Source organism: Bifidobacterium sp. W8103, from assembly GCF_016100775.1.
GTDB classification, from domain to species: Bacteria; Actinomycetota; Actinomycetes; order Actinomycetales; family Bifidobacteriaceae; genus Bombiscardovia; species Bombiscardovia choladohabitans.
The window spans coordinates 316563-330421 of record NZ_JACFRV010000002.1 but is presented as its reverse complement, the minus strand read 5'-3'; the positions used below and the strand labels follow the sequence as shown (position 1 = coordinate 330421).

The following is a 13859-nucleotide window of genomic DNA, read 5'->3' as shown; positions in this document are numbered from 1 at the left end:
AGTCAGATACCCCAACACCACACTCTGACCAACACACAACCAAACCCACACACAGAACCTAAAACAACGCGTTTAGTTCCTATAGGCCCCGATCTGGCGTTTGCAAGCCCAACGAATATAAAAAGATCCCGAGGTGACCTCGGGATCCTATCTGTGGAGCTAGGGGGATTCGAACCCCCGACCTTCTCCATGCCATGGAGACGCGCTACCAGCTGCGCCATAGCCCCGTGCTTGCCTTGCTTGGTGAAGCCTTGCTTATAGTACACCGGGATTGGCGAATGGAGCAACTCAGTGTGTTGCCCCGGAATTGCAGGGATTGTGAGCTATTTGATGGATTTTATCCTCGAATGGTCTTGAGGCATTCCTGAGCTTGCAAGTGCGCTAGCATGATGAACAAGGGGCGACCAAGGGGGTCGGCAGCAACGGAAAGGCGGCGGACCATGACCGGCAAAAACGATGCGGAAGTGCGGGTTGAAAAGCGGAACGAGAACCATCCTGGGGACCAGCTCATCATCAACTGCCTGCCCTTGGACCAGAGTGAACGACAGGAATTCCTCCAGGCGGCTCCAGGCGTTCGTCAGGAGTTCATTGTCGACACGGACATGCGGCAGAGCATGCATTGGCTCATCGATGTCCCTGAATCCCTCCGATCGGAGGCCACGATCATTTTGGGTAATCCGCCGGCCGAGCAGGTGGTTGCCTGCCGTAACCTGGTCTGGCTGCAGACCAGCAGCGCGGGTGTGGATGCCTACATGAAACCGGGGGTTCTGCCTCCGGGCGCCATGTTGACCAGTGCCTCAGGCGCTTACGGGCAGTCGGTCTCCGAGCACATGTTCGCCATGATGTGGGCTCTGATGAAGGACCTGCCGGCCTACCGGGACAATCAGCGTTTGGGCCGTTGGGAACCTCGCGGGGCCGTCCTTTCGCCGCATGGCTGCCAGGTCCTGGTTTTAGGCACAGGGGATATCGGAGCCTCCTTCGCTCGTCTGGCAAAGGCCGTAGGCGCTCGGACCATCGGCATCAGGCGCCATCCCGACCAGCCGGTGGAGGGGTTCGACCGTCTGGCTGGTTTTGATGATCTGGATGCCCTGCTGCCTGAGATGGGCGTAGTGGCTCTGGCCCTGCCTTCAACGCCGCAGACCCGGCACATCATCGATGACCATCGTCTTGCATTGATGAAGTCCACCGCCGTGCTGATCAACGCGGGCAGGGGAGATGCCGTGGACTGCATGGCTCTGGCCCAAGCCCTGGATAAGGACGGCATTTTCGGTGCAGGGCTGGATGTGACTGAACCGGAGCCCCTGCCTGAAGACCACCCGCTCTGGAGGCAACCACGCTGCCTGCTCACCCCGCATGTGGCCGGGGGAGCCTACCTGCCCTCCAACATGGACAAGGTTCGGGAAATCTGCCTGGATAACCTTCATCGGTTCATGGATGGCAGGCCCCTGCGCAACCGGATGAGGTGACCGCCATGCCGACAGAGCGAAACAACAGAGGCCGCAGCCATCGACGGACAACGGTTCTGCGGTGGGCGGCCGTCCTGTTGGCGCTTGCATTGATTGTGGCGGGCTCCTTGGCCTTGGCTGGCAGGCTGGTGGGCGTCGGGCCTGCTCGCCATTCAGACAATCAAAACTCCTCCGCAAACGGCCCCAGGACCGCTTCTCACGGCCCTCCTGGATATTCTCCAGAGCAGACCGCGGCCCATTCGCCTCTGACCTCGCCTGTAGACTACAACCATGACGGCGTGGATGACTACACGGCCATGGTGCGTGGAGCCCATCAGGAGGCCCGCCGCCATCCTCATTATGACAGCGGCTACTACCAGGGCGGCTATCCTCCCGATGACCGCGGCGCCTGCACCGACGAGATCTGGAGGGCCTTCCGGCAGGCCGGCTACGATCTGAAGACCATGGTCGATGCCGATATCGCCTCGTCTCCTGGGGCCTATGCCGGAGTGATCAACAGCCCGGATCCGAACATCGACTTCAGGCGGACCAACGTCCTCGGCGTATTCCTGTCCCGGCATGCCCAGCGTCTGACCAACGACACTGCGGCCACCGACCAGTGGCAGCAGGGCGACATCGTCATCTTCGACACCTCCTGGCACATCGGCATGGCCTCCGATAGAAGGGACAGCCGTGGCATTCCCCTGCTTCTGCACAACATGGGCCAGCGCGACAGGGAGAACGACTACCTGGGCTCGCCGGGCCACCGTCCCATCACCGGGCATTTTCGCTTCGACGCCTCCAAAATCCAACCCGCCGTCCTGCGGCCATGGCGGGGATGACCGGGGACTACCCTGCGGAATTGAACACGGCGGTAACTGGTTGTCTGCTACTATCGGTTCGGCCAGAAACGTCGGCCAGGTTCGAGCACGAGAGGCGGTGATGGCGATGATGAGAGTATTCAGCACCATGAACGGGCAGATCGAGCAGATCGGCAAGGCTTCCAAGGGCTCATGGATATGCTTATCGGCGCCCACCGATGTCGAGCTGGCCAACGTCTCCCAGACCACCGGTATCGACCTTGCTGACCTGCGTGCCCCCTTGGACGATGAGGAGCGCTCGCGTGTGGACGTTGAGGACGAGTACACCATGGTCATCGTCGATATTCCCCGCGCCGAGGAACGCGACGGGCGGGACTACTACGAGACCATCCCCCTGTCCATCATCGTCACCGAGGATCTGATTGTCACCGTCTGCATGCAGGACACCGTCCTGCTCCATCCTTTTATGGAGGGCACCATCCGGGGTTTCAACACCTTCATGAAGTCCCGCTTCATCCTGCAGATCCTCTACCGCAACGCCACCCTCTACCTGCGCTACCTGCGCATCATCGACCGCGAGTCGGACCGGCTGGAGCTCAAGCTGCGCCACTCCATGCAGAACCGCGAAATTCTTATGCTGCTGGAGCTCAACAAGACCTTGGTCTACTTCGCCACCAGCCTCAAGTCCAACGAGATCGTCCTGGAGAAGCTGACCGGGCTGGAGCGGATCAAGCGCTACCCGGACGACGAGGACCTTCTGGGCGACGTGATCACGGAGAACAAGCAGGCTATCGAGATGGCCAACATCTACTCAAGCGTGCTTTCGAACATGACCGACGCCTTCGCCTCCATCGTCTCCAACAACGTCAACAATGTGATGAGGATCTTCACCATCATCTCCATCAGCCTGTCGGTGCCCACGCTGATCTTCTCCATGTATGGCATGAACTTCAACCAGGGCATGTTCGGCATGCCCTTCACCGACAAACCCTGGGGGTTCGCGGTCGTGGTGATTCTTTCGGGTCTGGTGACCGCCTTGGTGACCTGGTTCCTGACGCGCTCGAGAATGTTCAAGTAGGGGCCGATCATGTTTGCACGCAGGATTGCGGCGGCTCTGCTGGCACTGGTTCTGGCAGTGCCCCTGAGCGGGTGCGGCCGCCAGGAGGATCGCTACCGGGCGGGTTCCATCGGGCCCAAGATCAGCGTGGGCATCTCCTTCGACCAGCCCGGGCTTGGATTCGCCCAGTCAGGCCAGTACCGGGGTCTGGATGTGGATGTGGCCCAGTACGTGGTCCACGAGCTGGGATACGCCGAGTCGCAGATCGTCTTCCGCCAGGTGAAGCCTGCAGACCGCGAGCGCATGCTCGAACAAGGCCAGGTGGACATGGTCGTGGCCGGCTACTCCATCACCCAGGATCGGCAGAAGCTGGTGGATTTCGCCGGACCCTACCTGGCTGCAGGGCAGGACCTGCTGGTTCGTCGAACACAGAATGACATCGCCGGGGTGGAGGATCTGGCCCAGAAGCGGGTCTGCGTGGCAGCGGGATCCACCTCCGGGGCCCTGATGCGCTCGCTGGCCCCTCAAGCCCAGGTCCAGGAGCGGGAGGAGTTCCCCGAGTGCGTCACAGCCCTGCTCAGCGGGGACACGGATGCCGCCAGCGGCGACGATTTTGCCTTGGCCGGCCTGGCTCATGTTCGCGGCGGCGGCCAGCTGCGCCTGGTCGGCAAGCCCTTCTCCAACGAACATTACGGCATCGGCGTCCCCCACGGGGATCCGGAGCTGGTGGGCGTCATCGACCAGGCCCTGAAGAGGATGATGCGGGACGGATCCTTCAAGGCCGCCCTGGGCCGGGCCTCCAGGTCCATCGGCTATTCCATTGATGCCGCCGCCCGCACGCTGCGGCCCGGCGATCGCTGAGCAAGGCTTCCGCCAGGATGACGGATGCTGGACACTGGCTCGGCCGTGTCCATGTGAATGGCGATAATTCACCATATGAACGCGAATGAAGACAGGGATCATCAGCAGACCCAGGAATCCGATCAGCCCAAGTTCCGCTACGATGCCGCCATGGCTCAGACCATCGAGGAGCACTGGCAGCAGCGCTGGGACAAGGAGGGCACCTTCTGGGCCGCCAACACCAAGGGCGACTTGACCGATGCCCAGGGCGATCATGCTGGGGGCCGCAGTCCCTACTTCGTCATCGACATGTTTCCCTATCCCTCGGGCAAGGGCCTGCATGTGGGCCACCCCCTGGGCTACATCGCCACCGACGTGGTCAGCCGCTACCACCGGATGAAGGGCGAGAACGTCCTGCACGCCATGGGCTACGATGCCTTCGGCCTGCCCGCCGAGCAGTATGCGGTCCAGACCGGCCAGCATCCCCGGGTCACCACCGAGCAGAACATCGCCAACATGCGCTGGCAGCTGCATCGGCTGGGGCTCAGCTTTGACGACCGCCGCTCCTTCGCCACCATCGATACGGACTACGTGCGCTGGACCCAGTGGATCTTCTCGCGCATCTACGAGTCCTGGTACGACCCCGACTACCGCCGTGCCGACGGGGGGACGGGCGCGGCCAGGCCCATCAGCGAGCTGGTCGAAGCCTTCAAGTCCGGCAGCAAGGCCATCCCTGGCCATGCCGACGCCTCATGGGAGGACCTGGATGAGGCCGAGCGTTCCGAGGTGCTCAACGACTTCCGCCTGGCCTACATCTCGCGCTCGCCGGTCAACTGGTGCCCCGGGCTGGGCACGGTCCTGGCCAACGAGGAGGTGACCGCAGAGGGCCGCTCCGAGCGCGGCAACTACCCGGTCTACCAGCGTGAGCTCAAGCAGTGGTCCATGCGCATCACCGCCTATGGCCACCGGCTTCTGGAGGATCTGGACATTCTGGACTGGCCCGAAAAGGTCAAGCTCATGCAGCGCAACTGGATCGGGGAGTCGCACGGGGCTTCGGTGGACTTCACCGTGCCCAGCCCTGACGGCGATCAGACCATGGAGGTCTACACCACCCGTCCCGATACGCTTTTCGGCGCCACCTTCGCCGTGGTCTCTCCCGAGCACGACCTGCTGCAGCACCTGCCCCAGGAGTGGCCTGAGGATGTGCCTGAGCAGTGGAAGGGCGGCTATGCCAATCCTGCGGAGGGCGTGCAGGCCTATCGCAGGGCCGCCGAGGCCAAAACCGCCAAGGATCGCGTGGACGAGGGCGGGGCCAAGACAGGCCTGTTTACCGGGCTGTACGCTCTCAACCCCATCACCGGGGCCAAGCTGCCCATCTTCACCGCCGACTATGTGCTGATGGACTACGGCACCGGAGCCATCATGGCTGTGCCTGGCGGTGATCAGCGCGATTACGACTTCGCCGTCAAGTATGGCCTGCCCGTCGTCTACACGGTCAGCCCTCTGCCTGAGTCCGGGCAGACATTGGACGACTACCGGGGCAAGGCGCCTTTTGTCTCTCACGACGGCATTGTGGTCAACTCTTCGGTCCAGGTCACCCAGGCCGCTGGCGATCCTCTCAGCCTGGACGGCCTGCGGGTTGACCAGGCCATCGAGAAGGTCACTGCCTGGCTGGAATCGGCCGGGGTGGGCCATGGGACGGTCTCCTACCGGCTGCGCGACTGGCTCTTCTCCCGTCAGCGTTACTGGGGCGAGCCTTTCCCGGTGGTCTATGACGACCAGGGCCTGCCCCACCTGCTGCCCGACGACCAGCTGCCGGTGGCCCTGCCGGACGTGCCCGACTACTCGCCCAAGACCTTCGACCCCGAGGATGCCCAGTCCAGCCCCGAGGCACCGCTGAGCCGCAACCAGGACTGGGTGAACGTGACCCTGGACCTGGGCGACGGCCCCAAGGTCTACCACAGGGACACCAACACCATGCCCAACTGGGCCGGATCCTGCTGGTACTACATGCGTTACATCGATCCCAAGGACGACCGGCACATGGTCGATCCGGAGGAATACGACTACTGGCTGGGACCCAAGCACAACGCCACGGCCGGGGAGTCAGGCGGTGTCGACCTCTACGTGGGTGGCGTGGAGCACGCGGTGCTGCACCTGCTCTATGCCCGCTTCTGGCACAAGGTCCTCTATGATCTGGGATACGTCTCGTCCAAGGAGCCCTTCCACAAGCTTTTCAACCAGGGGATGATCCAGGCCTACGCCTACACGGACCAGCGCGGTCAGTACGTGCCTGCCGCCGAGGTGGAGGAGCATGAGGAGGGCGGCAAGGTCAGCTACACCTGGCAGGGGCAGTCGGTCAACCGCGAGTTCGGCAAGATGGGCAAGAGCCTCAAGAACATCATCACCCCGGACGATATGTACCGCACCTATGGGGCCGACACCTTCCGCCTCTACGAGATGAGCATGGGTCCCCTGGACGAGTCCAGGCCCTGGAACACGCGCAACGTGGTGGGTGGCATGCGCTTCCTGCAGCGGCTCTGGCGCAACGTGGTGGACGAGCAGACCGGCGAGGTGGTCCTGGACGAGGGCGAACCCGACCAGAAGACCCTGAAGCTGCTCAATACCACCATCCACGACGTAACGGTGGAGATGGAGGCCATGCGGCCCAACACGGCCATCGCCAGGATGATCGTGCTCAACAACCATCTGACCGGGCTGAACCCGACGCCCAGGGCAGCCATCGAGCCCTTGGTGCTCATGCTCTCGCCCATCGCCCCCCACATCTGCGAGGAGCTCTGGAGCCGTCTGGGCCACAAGGAGTCCCTGGCGCATGCCCAGTGGCCGACCTGGGATGATCGCTATCTTGGCGAGGACACGGTCACCGCCGTGGTCCAGGTCAAGGGCAAGGTCCGCGGCAAGTTGCAGGTCAGCCCCGACATCGCGCCCGACCAGCTCAAGGCCATGGCTCTGGCACTGCCCGCCGTCCAGGAGCGGCTGGGCGGCAAGGAGCCACGGAAGGTCATTGTCAAGGCCCCTAAGATCGTTTCGGTCGTGCCAGCCTGACACTGAACTGCCCGCAGCCAGGCTGTGGACGGGTGGTGACCTTCGACCACATAGCCCCCCGACCTTCATGTCGGGGGGCTCTTTCGTGTCAGGCTGGGCTCATGAACATCAACATCACCCAGCCGCCGGCGCCGCCCCTCCAGGCACTGGCCATGAATCAATCGCTGAATCAATCGATTCGGTCGGAGCAATCAGCCGAAGGCACGGCCAAGTCACAGGTCCGACGGAATCGGCCTGTCTGGTCGTTTACGCCGCTTCAGGCCTTGATGGCCATCCTTATTCTGGTTGCGGCTCTTGCCCTAAGTCTGACCCTGCTGGCCCAGCAGGGACGGGCCCTGGCCACAGGAGTGGCTGTCGATGGATCCGAGGCCAGGTCGTCGGCTTCTGCGGACAGTAATGTGAACAGCGCTGCACACCATGGCAAGCAGGCCTCGGGAAACGATCACAGTCGTGATACTCAGGGTGAAGCGGGCAGTGAGCAGGCCGATCCTGTGGTTTCTGGCTCAGCCCAATCTGCCGAAAAGGCCGGTAACGTCCCTGCTGCTGCTCCGTCCTCCAGTGCCTCCTCAGGGACGGCTGATCAGACGGGGCGCGTGAATCTCAATAGCGCCAGCCAGCAGGATCTGGAGAATGTCAAGGGGATCGGTCCGGTCAAGGCTGCAAAAATATTGGAACATCGGCGTGCCATCGGCGGCCGCTACACCTCGGTAGACCAGCTCCTGGATGTCCCCGGCATCGGTGCCAAGACCCTGGCCCGATTACGTCCATATTTGGTGGCGCAATGATGGCCGGTCGTTCAAGAGTCCACAATGGGGCTCACGATGAGGTTGATCGGGAGAACGGCAGCCGCAATCTTCGGATGCTCCCCGCTGCTTGTCTGGCCTGGGCGGTTGCCCTGCTGGTCCCCTGGCTTCTGGACCTGAGCATGGGCGAATCGGCGGCAGGATCAGCCAAGGGCGGTGACTGGCCCAAATCGGTGGGGGAATCCAGAGGCGGCATGGCCGGTGGAGGTACGGCCGGTGGAGGCATGGGTATGACGGTCTGGATGATGCCGCTTGTCCTGGCGCTTCCATTACTCCTTGCACTGGTCCTGCTTGCCGTCAAGCTCGTCTGCTTGGTCGCCAGAGAGGTCCCCAATCGCAGGAGTCAGTTTTTTCATCGGCCCCATCGCTTGGTGTCCACTTGGTTTGATTCTCGTAGGCTGCCGACGCTGGCCGTCCTGGCTGCCGTGGCTCTGACTGCAGCATTGGCTGCCGCGGTAGGTCATGAGTCGGTGCGCAGCGGGCCGGCAGCACGTCAGATCCGTCAGGGAAAGGCGATGGCCGAGGTGCGTGGTCGGGCTCTAGGACCTATGAGCGCATCCTCTCGGCGAGGATGGGACTGTCAGGTGGAATTAAGGCTGCACCGGGTGACTGTGGCCGGTGTGCGCATGCCTTCCGATGAACGGATTGTGCTCTTCGCCCGTGGCCGGTCATGCCTGCTGCAGCAGGGCGGACTGTATCGTGCGCGTGGCCTCTTGGGGCCCTCCGTTTACGGCCGTCCCATGCCCTGGCTGACCGTGGAGGATGGCTTGAAACAAGTCAGGCCGCCAGGACCTGGTAGACGCTTGATAGTTCGTATGCAAAATGCCTTTCTCGAACAGACCGGCAAGCTGGACGATCAGGGGCGGATCCTGGTGCCGGGATTGACCATGGGCATCCTGGGCAACCAGGCCCTGCCCGGTTCGGGCTGGTCCCTTGGCAGACCGGCAGTGGAGCCCGCCTATGCCGCCCGTCTGACCCAGGATTTCCGGGCATCAGGCATCCTTCATCTGATGGCGGTCTCCGGCGGGCACTTCATGATCCTGGCCTCACTGTTGGTTTCGATCATGCGGTCCCTGCGCTCGCCTCCCCTGCTGATGGCCCTGGTTTTGTCTGCCGCCTATCTGGGCTTGGGCATGCTGATGGTCCCAGGGGATTCAGTTTTGCGAGCTCAGGCCATGGGGCTTCTTTCGGCGCTGGCCCTTGCTGTCTGCCGTCCTGCACAGTCCTTGAATACCTTGTCCTGGTGCGTGCTGCTGGTCCTGATCCTGCGGCCTTCCATGGCTTCAAGCTTCGGCTTCGCACTCTCCTGTGGTGCCGTGCTTGGCATAGGTCTGGGTAACCGGCGTTTGACGGCCCTCCTTGAAAACCATCTGCCGGCATTACTGGCACGTCCATTGGCCACGACACTGTGCGCACAGGCCGGGACTCTGCCCGTGCAGGTGCTGATGAGTCCCGGACTACCTCTGCTGGCCCCGCTGGCCAACCTGCTGGTCACTCCTGTGGTCGACGCTGCCACCGTGTCCGGCCTGCTTGCGCTGCTCACCTCCTGGCTCTGGCCTCCATTGGGGCTCTTGCTGGCCCGGTTGACCTCCTTGGGTACCGGGGTCATGGCTTTTGCCGCCACATGGCTGGGCGAGGCGGCTGCTCCGGCGGCCTGGCCTTCGGGGCCAGTCGGCAGCGCCTGTCTGCTTGGTCTGGGTCTCATGGTCGTGATCGATCATCGGCTGGTTCGACTCATCCGTACCCGGAAGTGGGACCGTTCATGGTCAGCCGTGGCAGACGAGGATTCAGGGGTTCCCTTTCGGCCATCGGCTTGGGGGTCAATCAAGGTCTGGCTACGGCAGACCTATGGCCTTCTTGCACAGTTGGTCTTCAAAAAACGACCGGGGTAATGTCCAGTGATAAAGGGAGATTTGAGGCATGACCAAAGCTCAGCAGGAGAACCCTTCCGTCCATCTGGTGGTCGGCGGCGATCCCTTCCTCAACGGTCAGCGCGTCAAGGACCTGTGCGCACAGGCATGTGCCGCCCACCCGGACAGCGAATACATAGAGATGGATGCGGCAGACTGCGACGCTTATGCCTTTCAGGAGGCGATCGGACCCTCCCTGCTCAGTCAGACGGCCGTGGTTCTTCTGGATGATCTGCAGGCGGCCGATGAGGCCTTGACTCAGGCCCTGGTGGACTTCTGCCACGAGCCGGTAGGTTCCGAATCCAGCATTGTCATCGCGCGTCATGACGGGGGCAACCGGGGCCGCAGGCTTCTGGACCAGATGGAACGTGCAGGGGCAGTCATGGAGCGTATGCCGGATCTGAAGAAGTTCGATGACAAGGTCGATTTCGTCTATGGGCAATTCAAAGCCCATCAGCGTCGCATCCAGCCGAGGGCGGCCCAGCGTCTGGTGGATGTCCTGGGTGAGCGCACTCCGGAACTTGCCGCCATGTGCTCCCAGCTCTGCTTCGATTTTGACCAGGATCCCATGACCTTGGAGATCGTCAACCGATATTTGACCGATAACCCGGCTGTGTCGGGATTCGCCGTGGCGGACAGGGCCCTTGCCGGCAGGCCGGCCCAAGCCGTCGTCGCCCTACGTTCAGCTCTGGAGCAGGGCAACGAGCCAGTATCACTTATCGGAGTACTGGCCCTGAAGCTGCGGACGCTGGGTAAGGAGGCGGCCATCGAATCGGGATCCATCACGACAGCCGAGGCCAAGGCCGCCTACTGGCAGTTGCGTGAGGCAAAGCGACAGCTGCATGGATGGACCTCCTCCGGTCTGGCGGCCTGCATCGAGGCCTTGGCACACGCTGATGAGGTCAGCAAGACCAGCAGCGGCGACGCCCGCTATGCTCTGGAACGGGCAGTGGAGCTGATCGCCGCCAAGGGAAGGACGTTGGCATGAGCCTGCAGGACAGTGCCGGGCAAAAGGATGGATTTGAGCTGGCCGTGCCAACGGGCGAGGACATGCGGCGCCTGGGCAGAAACCTGGCTTCATGTTTGCAAGGCGGGGATGTGATCCTCCTGTCCGGACCTCTGGGGGCGGGCAAGACCACGCTGGCCCAGGGGCTGGGCAGCGGACTTGGAGTGGACGGTCCTGTGGTCTCGCCCACGTTCACCATTGCAAGAGAGCTGCATGGCCATCTGTCCGACGGCTCGCCGGTCACCCTGATCCATGTGGATGCCTATAGGCTGGGCGGACAGGACTATCTGCCTGGCGAAGATGCCGTGGATCGGCTCCTGGACGAGCTGGAGTCCCTCGGTCTGGACGAGGAGTTGGAGGATCCGGGCCAAAGCACCATCATCCTGATGGAATGGGGTGAGCAGATGGCCTCGGCACTGGCCGATCAACGTCTGGAAGTGAGCATCTCCCGACCCGTGGATCCTCGGGAAGATCCTGACGCGCCACCCAGCTCCCAGGGTCAGCGTATGGTACGTCTGCGTGGAGTGGGTCCTTGGTGGGCCACCAGACTGAAGCAGTTGAGAAAGGCGATGACGGCATGAGCGGGAGCGATACGCCCCTTTTGGTGATCGATACCTCATATGGCTCGACTGTGGGATTGCCGGGGCGGGAGCCTTGCATCGAGACCGACTCGCGCTCGCATGTGGAACGCCTCCAGGTCAACATCGCCAAGGTCATGGACCAGGCCGGGCTGTCTGCAGACGATCTGAGGACCATAGTGGTGGGACTGGGCCCTGCACCTTTCACCGGTCTGCGGGCAGGCATCGTCACCGCTAAAGCCCTGGCTTTTGCCACAGGTGCCCGTCTGCTGGGACAGGACATCCTGGAGCCGCAGGCCCGCTGTGCTTATAGCCGGTTCAAGCAGCAGGGCCAAGGCCATGCCCGGCTGCTGGTTCTGGCCGTCAACGATGCTCGACGTCGGCAGCTCTATTACCGTCTCTTCGGCGACTTTGGAGACGTGGAAGCCCCGGCCCGGCCGCTGACCGAAATGAGCATCGACTATCCAGCTGCCATCTGTGAGAGAGTCACGGCCATTGTGGAAAAGAGTGGGTCTGCGGATCAGGGCCCTGTCACTCTGGTCATCAGCGGCCACGGAGCCGGTCGCTACGCTGACCAGTGGGAGCGTCTGGATAAGCATCCGGATATACGGGTGATACTGGACGAAGGATCCTTCCTGGAGGATCGGACCCAGGGGACAGCTCTGATGGCAGCTTGTGCATGCAGACGTGCCCGGCAGGGGCTGATCGACCCGGTGGAACCGCTTTACCTTCGTCGGCCGGACGTTTCGGTGCCCAATCCGCTCAAGCACGTGGCTGTCCAGTCATGATTCGCAGGGCGGCCTTGGGGGACCTGGACCAACTTGTCGACTTGGAGACGAACATCTTCGGCGACCAGGCCTGGAGCCGGCAGGAGCTGCGGTTTGAGTTGTCTGCGCCCTCCCGCACCTACCTGGTATGGGAGGACCAGGGAACCGTCCTGGGCTACGGAGGTTATTGGTCGGGCGAAAGGGATGCCGAGCTGATGACCATCGGGGTGCTGCCGGAAGCCCGGCATCGCGGTATTGCAGGATCCCTGCTGGCCAGGCTTATTGCCGGAGCAGATCATGAAGGTCTGCAAGGCATGAACCTGAAAGTGCGCATAGACAACCCGGCGGCCATTGGCCTCTACAAAAAATTCGGTTTCTCAAGGACGGGTCTATCCAAGGGCTACTATCAGCCTCAAGACGTGGATGCCTGGGCTATGACCAGACCTTTGAGCTCGGTCGGGCCGGGTCCGGTGGGATTTGTCGGCAGCAAGTTTTTAGAAGGACAGGAAAGGATCATCGACCATGAGTGAGCCTCTGGTGCTTGGCATCGAATCCACCTGCGACGAGACCGCGGCCGCCCTGGTGCAGGGCAACCGGCTGCTGTCCAACGTGGTGGCCTCCTCCATGAACGAGCACGCCCGCTATGGGGGCGTCATCCCTGAGATCGCCTCGCGGGCACACGCTGAGTCCTTTGTACCGGTCGTCTCCAAGGCCCTGAATGATGCGGATATGGACCTGTCCCAAGTGGATGCCATAGCGGTCTCGGCTGGTCCCGGACTGGCTGGTTGCCTGGCCGTAGGCGTTTCCGGTGCCAAGGCGCTGGCCTGGGCAGCGAAAAAGCCTCTATATGGCATCAACCATGTCATCGGCCATATAGCGGTCACCCAGCTCCAATTCGGACCTTTCCCTGAAAATGCCCTGGCCCTGATCGTCTCCGGCGGCCACACCTCATTGCTGCATGTGGATGATCTGGCGAAATCGGTTCAGGTGGTGGGCACCACCCTGGATGACGCGGCGGGGGAGTGCTTCGACAAGATCGCACGTCTGCTGGGCTTCCCCTATCCCGGCGGCCCCCACATCGACCGCCACGCCCGGGTGGGCGACCCTCACGCCATCGCCGTGCCCCAGGGGCTGACCAAGGGCCGGGCCGGAGCAGAGCATCCCTATGATTTCAGCTTTTCCGGGGTCAAGACCGCCGTGGCTCGATGGGTCGAGCGCAGACAGCAGGCCGGGCTCGACATTCCCGTGGATGATGTCTGCGCCTCTCTGGCTGATTCCGTGGCCACCGTCCTCTCCCGCAAGGCCATGGCCGCCTGCCACAGATTCGACACGGATACCCTGATTGTCGGCGGCGGGTTCTCGGCCAACTCGCAGCTGCGCGGCAAGCTTGAAGAGTTCGGCGAGCAGGAGGGCATCAAGGTTCGCATTCCGAAAATCAACCTGTGCACGGACAACGGCGCCATGGTGGCCATGCTGGGCGTCAATCTGGTCCAGGCGGGACGGGCTCCCTCTGCTCCCGACTTCTCCATTGATTCGGCCATGCCCCTGGACAGGATCCTCATGTAA

Annotated in this window: 12 protein-coding genes and 1 tRNA gene; 12 read left to right on the top strand and 1 reads right to left on the bottom strand. The window is 62.6% G+C overall.

Annotated elements, in window-relative coordinates; all coding sequences use genetic code 11:
* Positions 1–154: 154 nt before the first annotated feature.
* Positions 155–227: transfer RNA gene (locus H3U90_RS08190), tRNA-Ala, on the bottom strand.
* A gap of 213 nt (positions 228–440) precedes the next feature.
* Here H3U90_RS08190 and H3U90_RS08185 point away from each other — a divergent pair.
* From H3U90_RS08185 to tsaD, 12 genes are all read left to right on the top strand, one after another.
* Positions 441–1466 carry a D-2-hydroxyacid dehydrogenase gene (locus H3U90_RS08185; protein WP_232340666.1) on the top strand — a complete coding sequence of 342 codons (1026 nt, stop codon included), beginning with the start codon at positions 441–443 and terminating at the stop codon, positions 1464–1466.
* A 5-nt stretch (positions 1467–1471) separates the two neighbouring features.
* Positions 1472–2287 carry a DUF1287 domain-containing protein gene (locus tag H3U90_RS08180; RefSeq protein WP_198177852.1) on the top strand — a complete coding sequence of 272 codons (816 nt, stop codon included), beginning with the start codon at positions 1472–1474 and terminating at the stop codon, positions 2285–2287.
* Positions 2288–2393: 106 nt separating this feature from the next.
* Positions 2394–3344, top strand: coding sequence for a magnesium transporter CorA family protein (locus H3U90_RS08175; protein WP_024627661.1), 951 nt, complete (start codon positions 2394–2396; stop codon positions 3342–3344).
* A gap of 9 nt (positions 3345–3353) precedes the next feature.
* Positions 3354–4184, top strand: coding sequence for a glutamate ABC transporter substrate-binding protein (locus H3U90_RS08170; RefSeq protein WP_198177851.1), 831 nt, complete (start codon positions 3354–3356; stop codon positions 4182–4184).
* Positions 4185–4259: 75 nt separating this feature from the next.
* Entirely contained in the window at positions 4260–7229 is a 2970-nt protein-coding gene (leuS, locus tag H3U90_RS08165; RefSeq protein WP_198177850.1) for a leucine--tRNA ligase, read from the top strand.
* A gap of 101 nt (positions 7230–7330) precedes the next feature.
* Positions 7331–8014 (top strand): ComEA family DNA-binding protein, encoded by a 684-nt coding sequence (locus H3U90_RS08160; RefSeq protein WP_198177849.1) that lies wholly within the window; start codon positions 7331–7333, stop codon positions 8012–8014.
* Positions 8011–9924, top strand: a complete 1914-nt coding sequence (locus H3U90_RS08155; protein ID WP_198177848.1) for a ComEC/Rec2 family competence protein — start codon at positions 8011–8013, stop codon at positions 9922–9924. Before H3U90_RS08160 ends, H3U90_RS08155 begins: the two co-directional genes overlap by 4 nt.
* 28 nt (positions 9925–9952) lie before the next feature.
* Positions 9953–10930 carry a DNA polymerase III subunit delta gene (gene holA, locus H3U90_RS08150; protein WP_198177847.1) on the top strand — a complete coding sequence of 326 codons (978 nt, stop codon included), beginning with the start codon at positions 9953–9955 and terminating at the stop codon, positions 10928–10930.
* Positions 10927–11529, top strand: coding sequence for a tRNA (adenosine(37)-N6)-threonylcarbamoyltransferase complex ATPase subunit type 1 TsaE (tsaE, locus tag H3U90_RS08145; RefSeq protein WP_198177846.1), 603 nt, complete (start codon positions 10927–10929; stop codon positions 11527–11529). Before holA ends, tsaE begins: the two co-directional genes overlap by 4 nt.
* Positions 11526–12314: a tRNA (adenosine(37)-N6)-threonylcarbamoyltransferase complex dimerization subunit type 1 TsaB gene (tsaB, locus tag H3U90_RS08140; RefSeq protein ID WP_198177845.1), complete on the top strand. Its 789-nt coding sequence runs from the start codon at positions 11526–11528 to the stop codon at positions 12312–12314. The genes tsaE and tsaB overlap by 4 nt, the downstream gene beginning before the upstream one ends.
* Positions 12311–12823: a ribosomal protein S18-alanine N-acetyltransferase gene (gene rimI, locus H3U90_RS08135; protein WP_198177844.1), complete on the top strand. Its 513-nt coding sequence runs from the start codon at positions 12311–12313 to the stop codon at positions 12821–12823. Before tsaB ends, rimI begins: the two co-directional genes overlap by 4 nt.
* Positions 12816–13859 (top strand): tRNA (adenosine(37)-N6)-threonylcarbamoyltransferase complex transferase subunit TsaD, encoded by a 1044-nt coding sequence (gene tsaD / locus H3U90_RS08130; protein ID WP_198177843.1) that lies wholly within the window; start codon positions 12816–12818, stop codon positions 13857–13859. Before rimI ends, tsaD begins: the two co-directional genes overlap by 8 nt.

What these genes read in the sequence shown, in the direction of transcription:
- H3U90_RS08185 (WP_232340666.1), top strand. Translation starts at nt 441, where the DNA reads ATGACCGGCAAAAACGATGCGGAAGTGCGGGTTGAAAAGCGGAACGAG.
- H3U90_RS08180 (WP_198177852.1), top strand. Translation starts at nt 1,472, where the DNA reads ATGCCGACAGAGCGAAACAACAGAGGCCGCAGCCATCGACGGACAACG.
- H3U90_RS08175 (WP_024627661.1), top strand. Translation starts at nt 2,394, where the DNA reads ATGATGAGAGTATTCAGCACCATGAACGGGCAGATCGAGCAGATCGGC.
- H3U90_RS08170 (WP_198177851.1), top strand. Translation starts at nt 3,354, where the DNA reads ATGTTTGCACGCAGGATTGCGGCGGCTCTGCTGGCACTGGTTCTGGCA.
- leuS (WP_198177850.1), top strand. Translation starts at nt 4,260, where the DNA reads ATGAACGCGAATGAAGACAGGGATCATCAGCAGACCCAGGAATCCGAT.
- H3U90_RS08160 (WP_198177849.1), top strand. Translation starts at nt 7,331, where the DNA reads ATGAACATCAACATCACCCAGCCGCCGGCGCCGCCCCTCCAGGCACTG.
- H3U90_RS08155 (WP_198177848.1), top strand. Translation starts at nt 8,011, where the DNA reads ATGATGGCCGGTCGTTCAAGAGTCCACAATGGGGCTCACGATGAGGTT.
- holA (WP_198177847.1), top strand. Translation starts at nt 9,953, where the DNA reads ATGACCAAAGCTCAGCAGGAGAACCCTTCCGTCCATCTGGTGGTCGGC.
- tsaE (WP_198177846.1), top strand. Translation starts at nt 10,927, where the DNA reads ATGAGCCTGCAGGACAGTGCCGGGCAAAAGGATGGATTTGAGCTGGCC.
- tsaB (WP_198177845.1), top strand. Translation starts at nt 11,526, where the DNA reads ATGAGCGGGAGCGATACGCCCCTTTTGGTGATCGATACCTCATATGGC.
- rimI (WP_198177844.1), top strand. Translation starts at nt 12,311, where the DNA reads ATGATTCGCAGGGCGGCCTTGGGGGACCTGGACCAACTTGTCGACTTG.
- tsaD (WP_198177843.1), top strand. Translation starts at nt 12,816, where the DNA reads ATGAGTGAGCCTCTGGTGCTTGGCATCGAATCCACCTGCGACGAGACC.